At 75.2% G+C, this 15,830-nt stretch carries 7 protein-coding genes; all 7 read left to right on the forward strand.

Annotated elements, in window-relative coordinates:
* Window positions 1-135 precede the first annotated feature (135 nt).
* From LCD35_RS00695 to LCD35_RS00725, 7 genes are read left to right on the forward strand one after another with little or no spacing between them, the layout of a single operon-like run.
* Complete coding sequence (locus LCD35_RS00695) at window positions 136-648, forward strand: hypothetical protein (RefSeq protein WP_224965850.1); 513 nt, start codon at window positions 136-138, stop codon at window positions 646-648.
* Complete coding sequence (locus LCD35_RS00700; protein ID WP_225043561.1) at window positions 645-3,299, forward strand: methyltransferase; 2,655 nt, start codon at window positions 645-647, stop codon at window positions 3,297-3,299. The genes LCD35_RS00695 and LCD35_RS00700 overlap by 4 nt, the downstream gene beginning before the upstream one ends.
* A 27-nt stretch (window positions 3,300-3,326) precedes the next feature.
* Complete coding sequence (gene asnB / locus LCD35_RS00705) at window positions 3,327-5,168, forward strand: asparagine synthase (glutamine-hydrolyzing) (protein ID WP_224965852.1); 1,842 nt, start codon at window positions 3,327-3,329, stop codon at window positions 5,166-5,168.
* Between the two features lie 26 nt (window positions 5,169-5,194).
* Window positions 5,195-6,412 (forward strand): cytochrome P450, encoded by a 1,218-nt coding sequence (locus LCD35_RS00710; protein WP_224965853.1) that lies wholly within the window; start codon window positions 5,195-5,197, stop codon window positions 6,410-6,412.
* A 23-nt stretch (window positions 6,413-6,435) separates the two neighbouring features.
* A complete protein-coding gene (locus tag LCD35_RS00715) occupies window positions 6,436-8,049 on the forward strand; it encodes a (2,3-dihydroxybenzoyl)adenylate synthase (RefSeq protein WP_224965854.1) in 1,614 nt (537 codons plus the stop codon).
* Window positions 8,046-9,218: a cytochrome P450 gene (locus LCD35_RS00720; protein WP_224965855.1), complete on the forward strand. Its 1,173-nt coding sequence runs from the start codon at window positions 8,046-8,048 to the stop codon at window positions 9,216-9,218. Before LCD35_RS00715 ends, LCD35_RS00720 begins: the two co-directional genes overlap by 4 nt.
* Before the next feature lie 11 nt (window positions 9,219-9,229).
* Window positions 9,230-15,730, forward strand: coding sequence for a non-ribosomal peptide synthetase (locus LCD35_RS00725; protein ID WP_225043562.1), 6,501 nt, complete (start codon window positions 9,230-9,232; stop codon window positions 15,728-15,730).
* Window positions 15,731-15,830 lie beyond the last annotated feature (100 nt).

Raw genomic sequence — 15,830 nt, forward strand, 5'->3', positions numbered from 1 at the left:
GGCGCCCCGGCCCGGGGGCACGCCCCCTACCCCCACTCGGGCCGGCCCCCCCGGCACGCCGCGGGCGCCGCGGCGCACAACCGCCCCGGCGCCCCCCCGGGGCCCCCCCCCCCGGGGCCGGGCTGGCGCGGCGGCGTGCGCCGCACCGGGGAGGCGCGGCGCACCGACGTCGAGCTGCCGCACTTCCCGGGCCGGGTCACCGTGCTCACCCAGCTCAGCACCGAGGACGAGCGCCTCGCCGCCGAGCTGGGCCTGGAGCGCGGCGACTGGCGCACCGTGCTGTGCGGCGAGCACGTGCCCGCCGTGTTCGACCGGGTGCGCGGGACGGACCGGGCCACCGCGATCGCCGACCTGCGCCGGGCGAGCCTGCTCGACCTGGCCGGGCGCTCCCGCTTCGTGACGATGACCGTCCGCGCGGACGGGGAACGCGGTGGTGCGCCCGAGTCCCGCACCGCCGTGCTGCACGGGGCGGGCAACGCCGAGCTCAGCGGGGAAGTGGCGGCCGCCGCCGTCGCCGCGGTGCTCGCCGGGACCGTCCCGGCCGGGCGGCACTACGCCGCGGACGTGCTCGACGCGCGCGCGGTGGTCGCCGAGCTGTCCGCCCGGGTGACCTGGCCCGCGGACGACGACGAGGAAGGTGTGCTGTGAACGTGCCCCTGGACGCGCTGCGGCGCGTCGAGCGGACCAGCCTGGCCGCGATGCTGCGGGTGCTGCGGGACGCGGTGGGTGCCCAGCCCGCGAGCGAAACCCAGCCCGTCACCGAAGCCCAGCTCCGCCGCGCGCTGCGCGTCGCACCCCGCCACGAGTGGCTGCTGCGGCGCTGGCTCGTCGCGCTCGGCGAGGAAGGGTTGCTCACCGCCGAGCAGGACCACTACCGGCTCGCCGAACCGTCCGGGATGGACGTCGACGGGCTCGCCGCCGACTACCGGGAACTCGGTTTCCCCGACGGCATGGCGCGGTTCCACCGCGCCGCGCTGGACCGGCTCCCGGAACTGCTGCGCGACGAGGTGCGCGCGCAGGACCTGCTGTTCGACGGGGACGACGTGCTGGACGCGCTCACTGCCTACCAGCGCAACGCGTTCACCGACCACCTCAACGAGACCTGCGCCGCGCTCGTGGTCGCCGCCGCCTCCCGGCGCGCCCCGCTGCGCGTGGTGGAGCTCGGCGCCGGAGGCGGCGGGACCACCGAGGCCGTGCTGCGCGCGGTGCGGGCGGCCGGGGCGCCGGTCGAGCACCGGTTCACCGACGTCTCCCGGCTGTTCGCGCCCGTCGCGCAGCGGCTCGGGCTGGCGGCGGAACTGCTCGACGTGGACGCCGACTTCGCCGCGCAGGGCTTCGCGGCGGGCAGCGCCGACCTGGTGCTGGCCGGCAACGTGCTGCACAACGCCCGCCACCTCGGCGAGACCCTGGCGCGCGTCCGCGCACTGCTGGCGCCCGGCGGGGAGCTCGTCTGCACCGAGTCGGTGCGGGACAACCGCGCGATGCTCACCTCCATGCAGTTCCTGCTGTCCGCGGAGGACGGCCGGGATCGGCACACCGACCGGCGCGCCGCGAGCGGCGAGGTGTTCCTGGACGACGCCGGGTGGCGTGCCGAACTGCGCGCCGCCGGGTTCGAGCTGCGGGCCGTGCACCCGGAACCCGGGTCGCCGTGGGCGGCCGCCGGGCAGCTGCTGTTCCACGCGGTGCGCCCCGGCGCGGCGGACGTCGCCGACGTGCTGGCCGAGCTCGGCGACCGCGTCGTGCTGGAGACCGGCACCGCGACCCGGACCGCCGCGCGGCTGCGGGCGGCGCTGGGCGGGGAACCGGAAGCGGACGAGCGGGTGCGCGGCCTCCTCGCCACGCTCGGCGCGGGCACCGGCCTCGCCGCCGCGCTCGGCCCGGAACCGGGACGCACCGGCGTGCTCACCGGCGACGGGGCGGCCGCGGTGTGGTCGGCGGGCGGAACCGCCGTGCTCGGCGACCCGGCGGCGACGCCCGCCCGGCTGCTGGCCTGGCTGGAGCGTTCCGAGGTGGAGACCGCCGTGCTGCCCGCCGAGCAGGCGCGGGCCCTCCCGGACCTGCCCGCCGCGCTGATGACGGACCTGTCCGCGCTGCGCCGGGTGGTGCTCACCGGCGCCGAGCTCACCGCGGCGGAGGCGGCCGCGTGGGCGGAGCTGGACGTGGAACCGCGCGGTGCCGTCGCGCCCCGACCGGCCGGAGATCTCGCCGCGGACGTGGCGGCCGCCGCCGACGCCGAGATCGCCGGGCTCGACCAGGACGCCGCCCTCGACGCGCTGCGGCTGGTGGACGCGGCGGCGCTGCGCTCCATGCTCGCCGCCCTGGTGCGCGCCGGATGGTCCGCCGCGGCAGGTGGAACCGACTCGGCGGAGCGGATCCTCGACGCCGCCGCGGTCGCCCCGGAGCACCGGGCGCTGGTGCGTCGCTGGCTGGTCGAACTGGCGCGGGAAGGGCTGCTGGTGCACCGCGACGGCGGCTACGCGCCCGTGCCGGAGCACGCGGAACTCCTGCGGATCGACGATCCGTGGCGGGAAGCGCGGGAGCGCTGGCTGGCCGCGTTCGGCGCCGCCGAGACCGTGGACTACGCGCGCGGCAGCGCCGAAGCGCTGCCCGAGCTGATCACCGGCCGGGCGCAGGCGGTGCTGCTGCTGTTCCCCGAAGGCCGCACCGACCTGGCCCGCGCGCTGTACCGGGAGAGCATCACCGCCCGCTACCAGCAGCGCGCCGTGGCCGCTCTCGTCGCCGAGTCCGTCCGGCGCGCGGCCCGACCGCTGCGGGTGCTGGAGGTCGGCGCGGGCACCGGCGCCACCACCGAGGTCGTGCTCGACGCGCTCGGCGGCGCCCGGGTGGACTACCTGTTCACCGACGTGTCCCGGTTCTTCCTCGACCAGGCGCGGCAGCGCTTCGGCGCCGCGGTGCGCTACGGGCTGTTCGACCTCGACGCCGAGCCGGACGCGCAGGACTTCGACGGAGGCCCCTTCGACCTCGTCCTCGGCGCGGGGGCGTTGAACGCGGCCACCGACACCGACGCCTCCGTGCGTCGGCTTCGCGGGCTGCTCGCCCCCGGCGGGCTGCTGGTGCTCACCGAACCGACCACCGAGGAGCACTGGGTGATGGCCTCGCAGGGCCTGCTCATGGCCGACGCGCACGACGACCGCGCCGGGTCCGGAGCCACGTTCCTGTCGCTGCCGCAGTGGCGCGCGGTGCTCGACCGCGCCGGGCTGCACCGCGAGCTGGAACTCCCGCCGCCCGGGCACGCGCTGGAACCCCTGGGGCACCGCGTGTTCGTCGCGCGCGCCTGAACCTCCCCGCTACGAAAGGAAGAACCCATGTGCGGCATCACCGGTTGGGTGGCGTTCGACGACGACCTGCGGGCCCACCGCGACATCGTGGAGGCCATGACCCGCACCCTCGCCGACCGCGGACCCGATGACGGCGACGTGTGGCTGGACCGCCCGGTCGCCCTCGGCCACCGCAGGCTCGCCGTCATCGACCTGCCCGGCGGCCGCCAGCCGATGCGGGTGGAGACCCCGAGCGGGCCGGTGGTGCTGGTGTACTCCGGCGAGACCTACGACTTCACCGAGCTGCGCGAGGAGCTGGCAGGCCGCGGCCACCGCTTCGCCACCGCCTCCGACACCGAGGTGGTGCTGCGCGGCTACCTGGAGTGGGGCGAGTCCGTCGCCGAACGGCTCAACGGCATGTACGCCTTCGCCATCTGGGACGGCAGGCACGAGCGGCTGGTGCTGGTGCGGGACCGGATGGGCGTGAAACCGCTGTACTACCACCGCACGCGCGACGGAGTGCTGTTCGGCTCCGAACCGAAGGCGGTGCTGGCGAACCCGGCGTTCCCGCGCCGCGTCGACACCGGCTGCCTCCGTGAGCTCGTCGGGTTCACCAAGGCCCCCGGCTGGTCGCTGTGGAAGGACCTGCACGAGGTCGAACCGGGCACGGTGCTCACCGTCGACCGGGACGGGATGCGGGAACGCACCTACTGGCGGCTGGAGACCGCGCCGCACACCGACGACGCGGAGACCACGATCGCCCGGGTCCGCGAGCTGCTCGGCGACGTGGTGCCCCGCCAGCTGGTGTCGGACGTGCCGCAGTGCGTGCTGCTGTCCGGCGGCCTCGACTCCAGCGCCATCACCGCGCTCGCCGCCCGGCACCTGGCCGGGCAGGGGCGGGCGGTGCGCTCCTACTCGGTGGACTTCGCGGGCTACGAGGAGAACTTCCGGCCCGACGAGTTCCGCGAGACCCCGGACTCGCCGTTCATCCGCGACGTCAGCGCGCACGTCGGCTCCCGGCACCGGGACGTGGTGCTGGACTCGAAGCTGCTCGGCACGCCCGAGCTGCGGCGGGCGGTGGTGGCGGCGCGGGACATGCCGATCGGGCTCGGCGACATCGACAGCTCGATGTACCTGCTGTTCCAGGCGATCCGCGAGGAATCGACCGTCGCGCTCTCCGGCGAGTTCGCCGACGAGCTGTTCGGCGGCTACGTCTGGTTCCACCACCCGGCCGCGCGCGACGCCGACACCTTCCCGTGGCTGGCGTTCCAGAACACCTACACCGCCGACCGCACCGGGCCGCTGCGGCCGGAACTGCGGCAGGCGCTGGACATCGGCGGCTACGTCGCCGACCAGTACGCGGACGCCGTCGCCCGCGTCGAGCACCTCGACCACGAGGACGCCGCCGAACGACGCATGCGCACCAGCAGCCACCTGCACATCACCCGCCTGGTGCGGGCGATGCTGGACCGCAAGGACCGGATGTCGATGGCCGTGGGCCTGGAGGTCCGCGTCCCGTTCGCCGATCACCGCCTCGTGGAGTACGTCTACAACGCGCCGTGGGCGCTGAAGACCCACGACGGCCGGGAGAAGGGCCTGCTGCGCGGCGCCGTCGCCGACCTGCTGCCGGAATCCGTGGTGCGGCGGGTGAAGAGCCCCTACCCGTCCACTCAGGACACCCGGTACGCGGAGGAGTTGCAGCGCCAGACCCGCGACGTGCTCGCCGAACCCGACCACGCCGTGTTCGAGGTCTTCGACCGGGACTGGCTGCGCGGCACCGCCGAACGCGATCCGGCCACCGTCACCGGGGAGGTCCGCACCGGACTCGAACGCGTCCTCGACTTCTACCACTGGGCCGACCTGTACCGGCCCGAACTGGAACTCGCATGACCACCACCGAAAGCGGGGGAACCGCCATGACCGACCTCCTGGAACCGCTCGTGCTGGACGAGGACTTCGTGCAGCGCTCGCACGAGGTGACCGCGCGGCTGCGCGAGACGACGCCGGTGCGGTTCGTCGTGCTGCCCGGCGGTTTCCCGGTGTGGCTCGTCACCGGCCACGCCGAGGCCCGCGCCGCGATGACCGATCCGCGGCTGAGCAGCCACCACGTCTACGACCGGCTGGAACGGATGCGGCTGGCCGCGGCCGGTGCCGGGGAGGACGCGGAGAGCCTGTTCGCCCCGGAGCTCGCGCAGAACCTGCTCAACCTGGACCCGCCGGACCACACCCGGCTGCGCAAGCTCGTCTCCGCGGTGTTCACCACCCGCTCGGTCGCCCCGCTGCGCCCCCGCATCGAGGAGATCACCGACGAGCTACTGGACGCGATGGCCGCCGCGGGGGAGGCGGAACTGCTCGCCGACTACGCCTACCCGCTGCCGATCCGGGTGATCTGCGAGCTGCTCGGCATCCCGTTCGCCGACCGGGACCGGTTCACCGACTGGTCCCGCACCATGGTCGCCGCGACCACCCCGGAGGAGGTCGGGGCCGCGTCCAAGCTGATGGCCGGCTACCTCGGTGATCTCGTGGAGGTCAAGCGGGCCGACCCCGGCGAGGACCTGCTGTCGCGGCTGGTGCACGTGAGCGAGGACGGCGACCGGCTGTCCCGGGACGAGCTGATCTCCACCGCCGTCGTGCTGCTGACCGGCGGTTTCGAGACCACGGTGAACCTGATCAGCAGCGGGATGCTGGCGCTGCTGCGCCACCCGGACCAGCTGGCGCTGCTGCGCTCCCGGCCGGACCTGCTCGGCGGGGCGGTGGAGGAGTTCCTGCGGTACGAGACGCCGAACAACCTGTCCTCGCCGCGCTTCGCCACCGAACCGGTCGAGCTGGGCGGGGTGGAGATCCCCGCCGGGCACTTCGTGATGGCCTCCTGGCTGTCGGCGAACCGCGAACCCCGCTTCGCCGACGCGGACCGGCTCGACATCACCCGCAAGCCGGGCGGGCACCTGGCCTTCGGCCACGGCATCCACTACTGCCTCGGGGCGCCGCTTGCCCGGCTGGAGGGCGAGATCGCCTTCGGCCGGTTGCTGGCGCGCTTCACCGACGTCGAGCTCGCCGTGCCGGAGGAGGAGCTGCGCTGGCGGTTCAGCACCGCCATGCACGGCCTGGAAACCCTGCCGCTGCGGCTGCGCTGACCCCGCTGGAGGAACGAGACATCATGGCTCCGCTCGAAGGAACCACCGGCTGGCCCGCCGACTTCGCCGCCCGCTACCGCGAAGCCGGGTACTGGGCCGGGCGCACGCTCGGCGGCCTGCTGCGCGACTCGGCGCGGCGCGCACCGGAGCGCACCGCGCTCGTGGACGGCGACCGCCGATGGGACTACCGGGAGCTCGACGACGCCGCCGACCGGGTCGCCGCCGGGCTCCGCGCGCACGGCATCGCGCCGGGCGACCGCGTCCTGGTGCACCTGCCGAACGTCGCCGAGTTCGCCGCGCTGCTGTTCGGCTGCGCCCGCGCCGGTGCGGTGCCGGTGCTCGCGCTGCCGCCGCACCGGGAGACCGAACTGGTGCACCTGGCCGAGCTCGCCGGTGCCGTCGCCTACGCGATCCCCGCCGAGCACGGCGGGTTCGACCACCTCCCGCTCGCCGAGGCCGTCACCGCGGGCGCCCCGTCGGTGCGGCACGTGTTCGTCGTCGGCGGCGATCCGGGCCGGTTCACCCCGTTCGACGCGCTCACCGCCGCCGAACCGGGGGACCGCGCCGACGACGCCGTGCCGGAGGACGTCGCGGTGCTGCTGCTGTCCGGCGGCACCACGGGACTGCCGAAGCTGATCCCGCGCACCCACGACGACTACGCCTACAACGCCCTCGCCAGCGCCGAGATCTCCGGGCTGGACGCGGCATCGGTGTACCTGGCGGCGTTGCCCGCGGCGCACAACTTCGCGCTCGCCTGCCCCGGTCTGCTGGGCGCGTTCGCGGTCGGTGCGACGGTCGTGCTCAGCCCCGGCGGTGACCCGGAGACCGCGTTCCCGTTGATCGAGCGGGAACGGGTCACGGTGGTCGCGCTGGTGCCGCCGCTGGTGCTGGTGTGGCTGGACGCCGCCGAGCTGTTCCGGCCGGACCTGTCCAGCCTGCGGTTGCTGCAGGCCGGTGGATCGCGGCTCAAGGACGATCCCGCCCGCCGGGTGCGGTCGGTGCTGGGCTGCGCGCTGCAGCAGGTGTACGGGATGGCCGAGGGCCTGCTCAACTTCACCCGCCTCGACGACCTGGACGAGCTGGTCATCGGCACCCAGGGCCGGCCGCTGTCCGCAGATGACGAGGTGCTGGTGTGCGACCAGGACGGCGACCCGGTCCCCGACGGCCAGGTCGGCGAGCTGCTGGTCCGCGGTCCGTACACGCTGCGCGGCTACTTCCGCGCCGAGGCGCACAACGAGCGCTCGTTCACCGCCGACGGCTTCTTCCGCACCGGCGACCTGGTGCGGCGGCTGCCTACCGGGCACCTCGTCGTGGAGGGCCGCAGCAAGGAGGTGATCAACCGCGGCGGCGACAAGATCCCCGTCGAAGAGGTGGAGAACCACCTGCTGTCCCACCCGGCGGTGCACGACGTGGCGCTCGTCGGCTTCCCCGACGAGGCGATGGGGGAGCGCAGCTGCGCGTTCGTGCTCGCCGCGGGCGAACCGCCGAACCGGCGCGACCTGGTGGAGCACCTGCGGCGGCTCGGCGTCGCCGCGTTCAAGCTGCCGGACCGGGTGCGGGTGCTGGAGTCCTTCCCGCGCACCGGCCTCGGCAAGGTCGACCGGCGGGCGCTGGCGGAAGGGCTGGTGCGGCCGTGACCGTGGAGACTTACCCGTTCAACGCGGCGGAAGGGCTCGACCTCGCCCCCGCCTACCGGCGCGCCCAGCGCACGCCGGGCCCGGTCCGCGTGCAGCTGCCGTTCGGCGAACCCGCCTGGCTGGTGACCCGCCACGACGAGGCCCGGTTCGTGTTCGCCGACCCGCGCTTCAGCCGGGCGATGGCGCAGGAGCGGGATTCGCCGCGCACCACCCCGCACAACCCGGTCGGCATCGTGACGATGGATCCGCCGGAGCACACCCGGGTGCGCACCCTCGTCGCGAAGGCGTTCACCGCGCGCCGCGCCGAACGGCTGCGCCCGTGGATCCGAGAGCTGCTGCACGAGCGCATCGACGCGATGGCGGCGCCTGCCGACCTCGTGGCCGAGCTGGCGCTGCCGGTGCCGATCGCCGTCATCTGCGAACTGCTCGGCGTCCCGGCGCGGGACCGGGACCGCTTCCAGGGGTGGAGCGAGGCGGTGCTGTCCACCAACGGGCTGCCACCGGAGCAGATCGTCGAACGCACCGGGGCGCTGCGGACCTACGTGGCCGAGCTGATCGCGGCCCGCCGCGACCGGCCCGCCGACGACCTGATGTCGGGGCTCGTCGAAGCGCGCGACGAGCAGGACCGGCTCTCCGACCTGGAGCTGGAGCAGCTGTGCATCGCGCTGCTCGTCGGCGGCTACGAGACCACCGCCTCGCAGCTGGCCAACTTCGCGCACCTGCTGCTCCAGCGGCCCGGCGGTCTCGTCGAGCTGGCCGCCGGCCCGGACCGGGACCGCCGCGCCGCCGCCTGGGTGGAGGAGCTGCTGCGCTACGTGCCGATGGCCGCCGCCGCGGCGATGCCGCGCTACGCCCGCGAGGACGTGGCCGTCGGTGGACAGGTGGTGCGCGCCGGCGAGCCGGTGCTGGTGGCGATCGGTGCCGCCGACCGCGATCCCGGGCGCTATCCGGACCCCGACGTGCTCGACCCGGACCGGGATTCCCGCGGGCACCTGGCGTTCGGGCACGGCGTGCACCACTGCGTCGGCGCCGCGCTGGCGCGGATCGAACTGCAGGAGAGCGTGCTGGCGCTGGCGGAGCGGCTGCCCCGGCTCCGCCCGGCGGGCGAGGTGCGCTGGAAGACCGGGCTGTTCTTCCGCGGCCCGCAGACGTTGCCGGTGACCTGGTGAGGAAAGGGGCCATGACCGTGCCCGCACACGACCCGACCGACCTCGCGGCGTTCCGCGCCGAAGTGGCGGAACTGCTGGACCTGCCCGCCGACGGGATCTCCGACGCGGAGAACCTGATCGCCCTCGGCCTGGACTCGATCGCGATGATGCAGCTGGCCGCGGGACTGCGCCGCCGCGGGCGCGCCGTCTCGTTCGGCGACCTGGCGGCCGAACCGACCTTGGCGGCCTGGGGAGCGCTGCTCGGCGGTGGCGCGGCAGTGTCCGAAGTGGACTCGATGGCGGCCGGAACCGCACGAGGCGAGTCCGATGTGGACGAAGGGGCGCCGTTTCCGCTCGCGCTGATGCAGCACGCCTACTGGGTCGGCAGGCGCCCCGGCCAGCGCCTCGGCGGCGTCGCCGCGCACTTCTACGACGAGTTCGACGGCCGCGGCGTCGACCCGCACCGGCTGGAGGACGCGGTGCGTGCCGTGCTGCGCAGGCACGGCATGCTGCGGGTGCGGATCCTCGACGACGGCACCCAGCGGATCCTGCCTGCCAGCCCGTGGCCCGGGCTCACCACGCACGACCTGCGCGGTCTGTCCACTTCGGATGCTGAAGCTGAGCTGGAGCTGATCCGCGCCGAACTCTCGCACCGCAGGCTCGACATCACCGCGGGCGAGGTGTTCGACGTGCGGTTGTCGCTGCTGCCCGGCGGGCGCACCCGGGTGCACGTCAACCTCGACATGATCGCCGCCGACGCGCTGAGCCTCCGGGTGCTGCTCGCCGACCTCGCCCGCCACTACCTCGGTGAGGGCGAGCCGGAACCGCTGGCGTACGGCTACCCGCGCTACCTCGCCGACCGCGCCGCCCGCCGCAGCGCCGCCGACGCGGCCGCCGACCGCGAGCACTGGCGGACCCGGCTGCCGGAACTGCCCGGCCAGCCCGAACTGCCCGCCGCGGGCGACTCCGCCGACGACGCCACCGTCGTCGTGCGGCGGCACCGGCTGCTCGGCCCCGACGAGGTGGCCCGCTGGGAGACCGCGGCCCGCGGGCACGGGTTGACGCCCGCGATGGCGCTGGCCGCCGTGTTCGCCGAAACCCTCACCGCGTGGAGCGCGCAACCCCGTTTCCTGCTGAACCTGCCGCTGTTCGACCGGGAACCGCTGCACCCCGACGTGGCCGGGCTCGTCGGCGACTTCACCTCCTCGGTGCTGCTGGAGTGGGACGGCGCCGCGCCCGGCACGTTCGCCGAGCGGGCCGGGCGGGTGCAGGAGCGGTTCCACGCCGACGCCGCGCACGCCGGGCACTCCGGCGTCGAAGTGCTCCGCGACCTGTCCCGCGCCCGCGGCGAGCAGCAGCTCGCGCCCGTCGTCTACACCAGCGCGCTCGGGCTCGGGCCGCTGTTCCCCGACGCGGTGCGCCGCGCGTTCGGCGAGGCGTCCTGGATCATCTCGCAGGGGCCGCAGGTGTGGCTGGACGCGCAGGTCACCGAACTGGACGGCGGCCTGCTGGTGAACTGGGACGCCCGCGAGCACGCGTTCGCGCCCGGCGTGCTCGACGCGATGTTCACCGCCTACTCGGACCTGCTGGACCGGCTGCTCGCCGACGACGCGGCCTGGACCGCCCCGCCGCCGCGGCTCGCGCCGGACGCGCAGCTCACCGCCCGCGCGCCGGGCGGCGACGCGCCGGAACCCCGGTGCCTGCACACCGATTTCTTCCGCCACGCCCACGAGGACCCGGGCGCGATCGCGCTGCGCTGGGGCCGCGGCGGGGAGCTGAGCTACGGCGACCTGGCCGGGCGGGCGCTCACCCTCGCGGGCGCGCTGCGCGCCCGTGGCGCCGGGCCGGGTGAACTGGTCGCGATCTCGCTGCCTAAGGGGCCGGAGCAGGTCGTCGCCGCGCTCGGCGTTCTGGCCACCGGCGCCGCCTACCTGCCGCTGCCGGTGGACCACCCGCCCGCGCGCCGGGAGCGGGTGCTCGCCTCCGCCGGAGCCCGGATCGTGGTCGACGCGGACTTCCCGGTGCACGGCGCGGCACCGCTGCCCGCACCCGCCGCGACCGCGCCGCGGGACCTGGCCTACGTGCTCTACACCTCCGGTTCCACCGGGGAACCGAAGGGCGTGGAGATCACCCACGCGGCCGCGATGAACACCATCGGCGACCTGGTGGAGCGCTTCGGCCTCGACGAGCGGGACCGCACCCTCGCCGTGTCCCGCTTCGAGTTCGACCTCTCCGTGTTCGACGTCTTCGCCCCGTTGAGCGTCGGCGGTGCCGTGGTGTGCGTCGAGCAGGACGCGCAGCGCGACGCGACGAGCTGGCTGGACTCGGTGCACCGCCACGGCGTCACGGTGCTCAACTGCGTGCCGACGCTGCTGGACATGCTGCTCACCGCCTGCGACGAGCGGCCGCTGCCGCTGCGCGCGGTGTTGCTCGGCGGGGATCGGGTCGGCACCGACCTGCCCGGCCGGCTCGCCGCCCGCGCCCCCGGTTGCCGCTTCGCCGGGCTCGGCGGCACCACCGAGACCGCCATCCACTCCACCGTCCAGGAGGTCGTCGGCGACGCGGTCCCGGCGAGCTGGAGCTGCGTCCCGTACGGCGAGCCGCTGCGCGGCGTCAGTTGCCGGGTCGTCGACGCGCTCGGCTGGGACTGCCCCGACCAGGTGCCCGGGGAGCTGTGGATCGGCGGCGCGGGAGTCGCCCGCGGCTACCGGAACGACCCGGAGCGCACCGCCGACCGGTTCGTCGAGCACGCCGGGGTCCGCTGGTACCGCACCGGCGACCGCGCCCGCTACCTGCCGGACGGCGGTATCGAGTTCCTCGGCCGCGCCGACCACCAGGTCAAGATCCGCGGCCACCGCGTCGAACTCGGCGAGGTCGAAGCGGCGCTGGCCGCGGCGGAGGGCGTGACCGGCGCGGTCGCGGTGCTCACCGGCGGCAGGCTCGGCGCCGCGGTCACCGGCGCGGCCGACCCGGAGCGGGTGCGGGCCGCGCTCGCCGAACGGCTGCCCGCGCACATGCGGCCCGACCTGCTCGTGGTGCTGCCCGCGTTCCCGCTCACCACCAACGGCAAGCTGGACCGCGCCGCGGTCGCCACCGCCGTCGCCGAGCAGGACACCGCCGTACCGGAGCGGATCAGCCCGCCGCGCGGCGCCGTGGAGCCGGCCGTGGCCGCGGCGTGGCGCGACGTGCTCGACGTCGCGGAGGTCGGCCGCGAGCAGGACTTCTTCGCGCTCGGCGGAGATTCGCTGCTGGCGACCAGGGTGGTGGCGCGGCTGCGCGCCGACGGGTTCGCCGGTGCCGGGCTCGGGGCGCTGTTCGAGAGCCCGGTGCTAGCCGATTTCGCCGCGGTGGTGGGGGAATCCGCTGCTGAGGTGGCGGGTTCCGCCGCCGCGTCGAGCGGATCCGTCGCGCCCGCCGTGCGCACCGACCCCGCGGCCCGCTTCGAACCGTTCCCGCCCACCGACGTGCAGCTGGCGTACTGGCTGGGCCGCGCGGACGGCTTCACCCTCGGCGGCGTCGGCTGCCACTTCTACCGCGAGTACGACGTCCCCGACCTGGACGTCCCGCGGCTGGAGGAGGCCGCGAACCGGCTCATCGCCCGGCACGAGATGCTGCGCGCCGTCTTCGACGAGCGCGGCGAGCAGCGGGTGCTGCCCTCGGTCGGCCGGTTCCGGATCGCGGTCACCGACGCCGGCGACGACCCGGAGCGGGCGTTCGCCGAACTCCGCGAGACCTGGTCGCACCACGTCTTCGACTCCGCGCACTGGCCGCTGTTCGGCATCGCGGCCTGCCGCGCCGGGGACCGCACCCGGCTGGCGATCGGGATGGACAACCTGGTGCTGGACGCGTTGAGCATCCTGCACTTCTACGCGGAGCTCGCCGCGCTCTACGCCGACCCGGACGCGGAGCTGCCGCCGGTCGGCCTGTCGTTCCGGGACTACGTACTCGGTGCGGAACCGGACCCGGCGGAGCTCGCCGCGGCCCGCGAGCACTGGGCGCGCGCGGTCCCGGAGCTGCCGCCCGCACCGGAGCTGCCGCTGGCGGTGGACCCGGCGCGGGTCGTGCGGCCCCGGTTCACCCGGCGCGCGGCGACGATCGACGCCGCGGACTGGGCGGTGCTCGCCGCGCGCTCCGCCGAGCACGGCGTCACCCCGTCGGCGGTGCTGCTCACCGCGTTCGCCGAAGTGCTCGGGCAGTGGAGCGCCCGGCCGGACCTGACGCTGAACCTCACCCTGTTCGACCGCCGCGAAGTGCACCCCGACGTGCAGCGGGTGTTCGGCGACTTCACCTCGCTGCTGCTGGTCGCCTGCCGGCCGGAGGCCGCGGACAGCTGGCTGGACCGCACCCGGCGGGTGCAGGGCGAGCTGTGGCAGGCGCTGGACCACCGCAGCGTGTCGGCGGTGCAGGTGCTGCGCGAACTCGCGAAGCGCACCGGCGCCGCCGAGGTCACGATGCCGGTGGTGTTCACCAGCGCGCTGGGCGTGTCGGCGGGCACCGAACCCGGCGATCCGTTCGGCGAGCAGGTCTGGGGCATCACCCAGACCCCGCAGGTGTGGCTGGACCACCAGGTGGTCGAGCGCAGCACCCCCGGCGGCACCTGCGTGGACCTGAACTGGGACGCGGTGGAGGAGCTGTTCCCGGCGGACGTCCTGGACGAGATGTTCGACGCCTACCTGCGGCTGCTCGCGCACCTGGTGCGGCGGCCGTGGCGGGATCGGGTCCCGGAACTGCTGCCCGCGGCGCAGCGCGCCGCGCGGGAACGGGTCAACGACACCGCGGCGCCGGAGCGGGAGCCGCTGCTGCACGCGCCGTTCTTCCGCCGTGCCACCGAGGATCCTGCCGCGGTGGCCGTGCTCGGCGACGAGGGCGAGCTCGCCAGGGGCGCGTTGGCGGAGCGCGCGCTGCGGATCGCCGCGCTGCTGCGCGACCGCGGCGTCGAACCCGGTGCGGCGGTGGCGATCTCGCTGCCCAAGGGCGTCGACCAGATCGCCGCGGCGCTCGGCGTGCTCGCCGCGGGCGCGCACTACGTGCCGATCGGCGTGGACCAGCCCGCGGTGCGCCGCGACCGCATCCTCGGTTCCGCGGGTGTGGCGCTCGCGATCGTCGAGGACGAGGTGGACTTCCCGGTGCCCACCGCCACCGTCGCCGAAGCCGCGGCCGGTCCGGTCGCGGAACCGGTGGCGGTGGACCCGGAATCGCTCGCGTACGTCATCTTCACCTCCGGATCCACCGGGGAACCGAAGGGCGTGGAGATCACCCACCGGGCGGCGGCGAACACCGTCGAGGACGTGGTGCGGCGCTTCGGGATCGGTTCGCGGGACCGGGTGCTGGCGGTGTCGGCGCTGGAGTTCGACCTGTCGGTGTTCGACCTGTTCGGGCTGCTCGGCGCCGGGGGAGCGGTGGTGTCGATCGCCGAGGACGAGCGCCGCGCGCCCCGGCGGTGGGCGGAATCGGCGGCCCGGCACGGGGTGACGGTGTGGAACTCGGTGCCGATGCTGCTGGACGTGCTGCTCGACGTGGTCGACGGCGGTGCTCCGACACCCGCCGCGCTGCGGCTCGCGCTGCTGTCCGGGGACTGGGTGGGGCTCGACCTGCCGGACCGGCTGCGCGCCGCGGTGCCGGGCGCGGACCTGGTCGCGCTCGGCGGGGCCACCGAGGCCGCCATCTGGTCGAACGCCTTCGAAGTGTCCGGAGTGGACTCGGAGTGGCGGTCGATCCCGTACGGTTTCCCGTTGCGCAACCAGCGGTTCCGCGTCGTCGACGAGCTCGGCCGAGACCGGCCGGAGTGGGTGCCGGGCGAGTTGTGGATCGGCGGCACCGGGGTCGCGCGCGGCTATCGGGGCTCCCCGGAGCTCACCGCCGCGAAGTTCCTCGACGACGGCGAGCACCGCTGGTACCGCACCGGTGACCTCGGCCGCTACCGGCCCGGCGGGCTGCTGGAGTTCCTGGGGCGCCGCGACGACCAGGTGAAGGTGCGCGGCTACCGGGTGGAGCTCGGCGAGGTCGAATCCGTGGTGGCCGAGCACCCGGCCGCCTCCCGCGCGCTGGCGGCGACGGCGGGCGACGGCTCCTCGCGGCGCGTCGTCGTGGGGGTGCTGCCCGGCGAGGTGGTACCGGACCCGGCCGAGATCCGGGCCTGGTGCGCGGACCGGCTGCCGGTGCACATGCTGCCGGACCAGGTGCTGCTGCTCGACGAGGTCCCGACGACCGCGAACGGCAAGCTCGACCGGGCACGGGTCGCCGAGCTGGCGGCGGCCGACGACGGCGTCGCCGAACCCCCGGCGGGCCCGGTGGAGCAGGCGGTGGCCGCGGCGTGGAGCGAACTGCTGCGCACCCCGGTGACCAGCAGGGACGCCAACTTCTTCGGTCTCGGCGGGGACAGCGTGCAGGCGATCCGGTTCATCGAGCTGGCCCGCCGCGAGCTGGACGTGGAGCTGGAGCTGGCGCAGCTGTTCATCACCCCCACCGTCCGATCGCTCGCCGAGCACGTGGCGGAACTCGGCGCCGAGGAGGTCGTGGAAGGAGCCATCTGACCGCCGCTGAGCTCTCCTCCGGTTGCGCAGCACCGGGGTGGCGGAACCTCGGGCGGTTCCCTCGCCGCCCGTTTTCCCGGTGTGGCCGCGATTTCCGATG

Origin of the sequence: Saccharopolyspora sp. 6V (assembly GCF_020176785.1) — a bacterium.
In the GTDB taxonomy this organism is placed as follows: Bacteria; Actinomycetota; Actinomycetes; order Mycobacteriales; family Pseudonocardiaceae; genus Saccharopolyspora_C; species Saccharopolyspora_C gregorii.

Coding starts and splice junctions, on each gene's coding strand:
- LCD35_RS00715 (WP_224965854.1), top strand. CDS start 6,436: ATGGCTCCGCTCGAAGGAACCACCGGCTGGCCCGCCGACTTCGCCGCC.
- LCD35_RS00710 (WP_224965853.1), top strand. CDS start 5,195: ATGACCGACCTCCTGGAACCGCTCGTGCTGGACGAGGACTTCGTGCAG.
- LCD35_RS00725 (WP_225043562.1), top strand. CDS start 9,230: ATGACCGTGCCCGCACACGACCCGACCGACCTCGCGGCGTTCCGCGCC.
- asnB (WP_224965852.1), top strand. CDS start 3,327: ATGTGCGGCATCACCGGTTGGGTGGCGTTCGACGACGACCTGCGGGCC.